The sequence below is a fragment of the Mesorhizobium sp. M7A.F.Ca.CA.004.04.2.1 genome (assembly GCF_004022825.1).
In the GTDB taxonomy this organism is placed as follows: domain Bacteria; phylum Pseudomonadota; class Alphaproteobacteria; order Rhizobiales; family Rhizobiaceae; genus Mesorhizobium.
Genome location: NZ_RZPH01000582.1, coordinates 1 through 3,847, shown reverse-complemented (window position 1 = coordinate 3,847; position 3,847 = coordinate 1). Strand labels below are relative to the sequence as shown.

Here is a 3,847-nt window from a genome sequence, read left to right as displayed (position 1 = left end):
TTCCTGAAACCCGACGGCAAGCCCTATGGCATCGGCGAGCGACGCCGCGAGGTCGGGCTGGACCAGCCGCTCGCCGATGCCATAGGGCTTGCCGTCGGGTTTCAGGAATATGGCGGCGGCCGCGGGGTCCTTCGCCAGCCTGTCGGCGCTGCCGGCAAACGAGGCGGCGTCGCCCTGGTTGAGGATGAAGCCGTCCCTGGCATAGCCGATTGCCGGCGCCATCAAATCCTGGCGGGACAATTTGCCGTATTTTTCGCGGGCCATCTCCAGACCGGCCACCGAACCCGGCACGCCGACCGCAAGATAGCCGTCGAGACTGGCCCCCTTCACCGGGTTGCCGTCCTTGTCGAGATACATGGTTTTTGTCGCCGCCAGCGGCGCCCGCTCGCGAAAATCGAGAAAGGTCGATTTGCCGTCCTTGAAGCGGATGGTCATGAAGCCGCCGCCGCCGATATTGCCGGCATTGGGGTAGACGACCGCGAGCGCATAGCCGACGGCAACCGCCGCATCGACAGCATTGCCGCCCTTTTTCAGCACCTCGATACCGACTTCGGACGCCAGATGCTGGGCCGTCACCACCATGCCGTGCTCGCCCTTGGCCGGCGCAGGCGATGCGGCGAAGACGCCCGTCAACGGCGCGAGGGCGAAGGTGATGGAAAGACTGGCGGCGATCAGTGTCCGACGGTTGAGAGGCATGGCGGTTCTCCGGGCGGGGGGACGCCTAGAAGACCGTGTTGGACTGATCGAGTCCACTAACAATTAAGGGAGCGTGAGAAGAGCCCCCTCACCCGGATTGCCAACTGAATTGCGAAGCGCAATTCGAGGCAATCCGACCTCTCCCCGAGGGGAGAGGAGGTTGTCAGCGCTGACGTCAGTCTCTTCTCCCCAGCGGGGGTGAGGCGTGGTCCGCGCAGCGGGCCAAAAGCCAACTGCTTGGCTTTTCGAACAACGAACGCCCGGAGGGTCGGTGGCCGCAAAACGGCCGGATGAGGGGGCCGGCTCGGCCTCAGACAATGCCGCCAGAGCCACCCACAACCGCCGGCCGTTCCGCAGCGACCTTGGCGCGGTAACCCGCCGCCCTATAGGCCGCGACCGGATCAATGGCGCCACCAGTCTTCAGCCGCGCCATGGCGAGGATCGGCTCGACATCGGTGCGGTAGGCGGCTTTCAGCGTCTGCGTCGCCATCAGCGCATCATTACTGTCCTGAAAACCTTCCAGCGCCTTGCGATCGACGAGCAGCGCCTGCGCATAGGCGCGCTGCACCTCGACCGCCGACAGCATCAGGCTTTCGATCGGATCGGTGACGTTGTGACTCTGGTCGAGCATGTGCGCCGGATCGAAACCCTCGGTGCCGGACAGTTCGGCATCGACCAGTTCGTTGAAGACGAGGAACAGCCGGTAGGGGTCGATCGAACCGGCATCGAGATCATCGTCGCCATACTTCGAATCGTTGAAATGGAAGCCGCCGAGCTTCTTGAATTGGATCAGCCGCGAGACGATCATCTCGATGTTGACGTTGGGGGCATGGTGGCCGAGGTCGACGAGACAGAACGCCTTGTCGCCCAATTCCCTGGCGATCATGTAGTTGGTGCCCCAGTCCTGCACGACGGTGGAATAGAAGGCCGGCTCGTACATCTTGTGCTCGCTGAACAGCTTCCAGCCGGCGGGCAGTCCGGCGTAAACCTCTTTCATGGCGTCGAGATAGCGCTCGAACGCCTTGGCGAAATTGACCTGGCCCGGGAAGTTCGAACCGTCGCCGATCCACACCGTCAGGGCCTTGGAGCCGAGCGTCTTGCCGATCTCGATACATTCGAGATTGTGCTCGACCGCTTGCCGGCGCGTGCCGGCATCGGCATGCGACAGCGAGCCGAATTTGTAGGAAAGCGCCTGGTCCTTCGCGTCGGAAAAAGTGTTGGAGTTCATGGCGTCGAAGCCGAGGCCAAAGCGCGAAGCCGCCTGCTTCAGCCGGTTCGGGTCGGCCTTGTCCCACGGAATGTGCAGGGAGACGGTCGGCGTCGCTTGCGTCAATTGCTGGATGACGGCGCAGTCCTCGATCTTGTCGAAGATATCGCGCGGCTCGCCGGCGCCGGGAAAGCGGGCAAAGCGCGTGCCGCCGGTGCCGACACCCCAGGACGGGATCGCCACCGCGAATTTCTCGACCTTGTCTCTGATAGCGTCGATGGCGATGCCGCGACGGTCGAGCCGCTCGCCGAGCGAGGCGTAGTCGCGCTCGAGGTTGGGCTTGCGCGCGGCGTTGTCCTTGTCGACGAGGTCGGCGGAGATGATGGATTCGGACAAGTGCTGGTTCCTCCCAAAATATATGCGGGCAGCGCTGCCCCTCATCCGCCTGCCGACACCTTCTCCCCGTATAGTGATGGGGAGAAGGGCGAAGCGGCTAGCGCGTAAAGCTCTGGGCGTTGCCCGCGTCGACATTGATGATGTTGCCGGTCGACTTGGCCGACATGTCGGACGCCAGGAAATAGATCGCTTCGGCGATGTCTTCCGGGAAGACCGAGCGCTTCAGCATCGAACGCGAGCGATAGTGCTCCTCCAGATCGTCGGTCGACATCTTGTAGGCGGCGGCGCGCTGTTCCTTCCACTCGCCGGTCCAGATCTTCGAGCCGCGCAGCACCGCGTCCGGGTTGACGACATTGACCCTGATCTGCGCCTCCGCGCCCTCAAGCGCCAAGCAGCGGGCGAGATGGATCTCGGCGGCCTTGGCGGTGCAATAGGCGGCGGCGTTGGGTGATGCGGCAAGGCCGTTCTTGGAGGCGACGAAGACGACGTTGCCACCAATCATCTGCGCGCGGAACAGCCGGAACGCTTCCCGCGAGACCAGGAAATAGCCGGTCGACAGGATGTCCATGTTCTTGTTCCACAGCGCCAGCGTCGTCTCCTCGATCGGCGCCGAGGAGGCGAGGCCAGCATTCGACACCAGAATGTCGATGCCGCCGAACTCGACCGCTGTCTCGGCAAAGCCGGAGATAACCTGGTCCTCCGAGGTGACGTTGATCAGCACCGGGCGGACGAAATCCTTGCCATAGACCTTGGCCAGTTCGTCATTGGCGCTGGCCAGCGCTGTCTCGTCGATGTCGGCCAGCACCACGCAGGCGCCTTCGCGCAGCAGCCGGTTGGCCGTGGCGCGGCCGATGCCGCCGGCGCCACCCGTGACCAGGGCGATCTGGCCGGCAAGCGACTTCGGCTTCGGCATGCGCTGCAGCTTCAGATCCTCGAGCAGCCAGTACTCGATGTCGAAGGCTTCCTGTGCAGGCAGCCCGACATAGGACGAGACGGTGGAGGCGCCGCGCATGACGTTGATGGCGTTGACATAGAATTCTCCCGAAATGCGCGCCGTCGCCTTGTCGCCGGCGAAGGTGAACATGCCGACGCCGGGCATCAGGTAGACGACGGCATTGGGATCGCGGATGGCGGGCGAGTCCGGATGCTTGCAGCTGTCGTAGTAGGCCTGGTAGCCGACGCGATAGGCTGCGATGTCGTCGGCAAGCCGCGCAATCACCGCATCGACATCGGGCTTGGCCGGATCGAATTCGATGACCAGCGGGCGGATCTTGGTGCGCAGGAAATGGTCGGGGCACGAGGTGCCGAGTGCCGCCAGCGGGCGCAGATCCCTGGAATTGACGAATTCGAGCACGGCGGCGGAATCGTCGAAATGGCCTGTTTTGTGGCTCTTCTCCGAGATCAGGCCCCGAATCCTCGGCATCAGTTTGGCCGCGATGGCACGGCGCTCGGTGGCGTCGAGTGCCTTGACCACTTCACCGCCGAAGATAGCGACACCTTCGGAGCGGCGCTCGAACCATTCGATCGCCTGGTTGATCACCGAGATCG

General features: G+C 63.7%; 3 protein-coding genes. All 3 read right to left on the bottom strand.

What is annotated here, in order from left to right; translation table 11 throughout:
• On the bottom strand, nucleotides 1-696 hold a 696-nt coding region (locus EN893_RS23060), incomplete at its 3' end, for a gamma-glutamyltransferase (RefSeq protein ID WP_206640157.1).
• Between the two features lie 310 nt (nucleotides 697-1,006).
• Nucleotides 1,007-2,299 (bottom strand): L-rhamnose catabolism isomerase, encoded by a 1,293-nt coding sequence (rhaI, locus tag EN893_RS23055; protein WP_164748870.1) that lies wholly within the window; start codon nucleotides 2,297-2,299, stop codon nucleotides 1,007-1,009.
• Nucleotides 2,300-2,396: 97 nt separating this feature from the next.
• A partial coding sequence (locus tag EN893_RS23050) for a bifunctional rhamnulose-1-phosphate aldolase/short-chain dehydrogenase (RefSeq protein ID WP_128361798.1) occupies nucleotides 2,397-3,847 on the bottom strand: 1,451 nt, incomplete at its 5' end.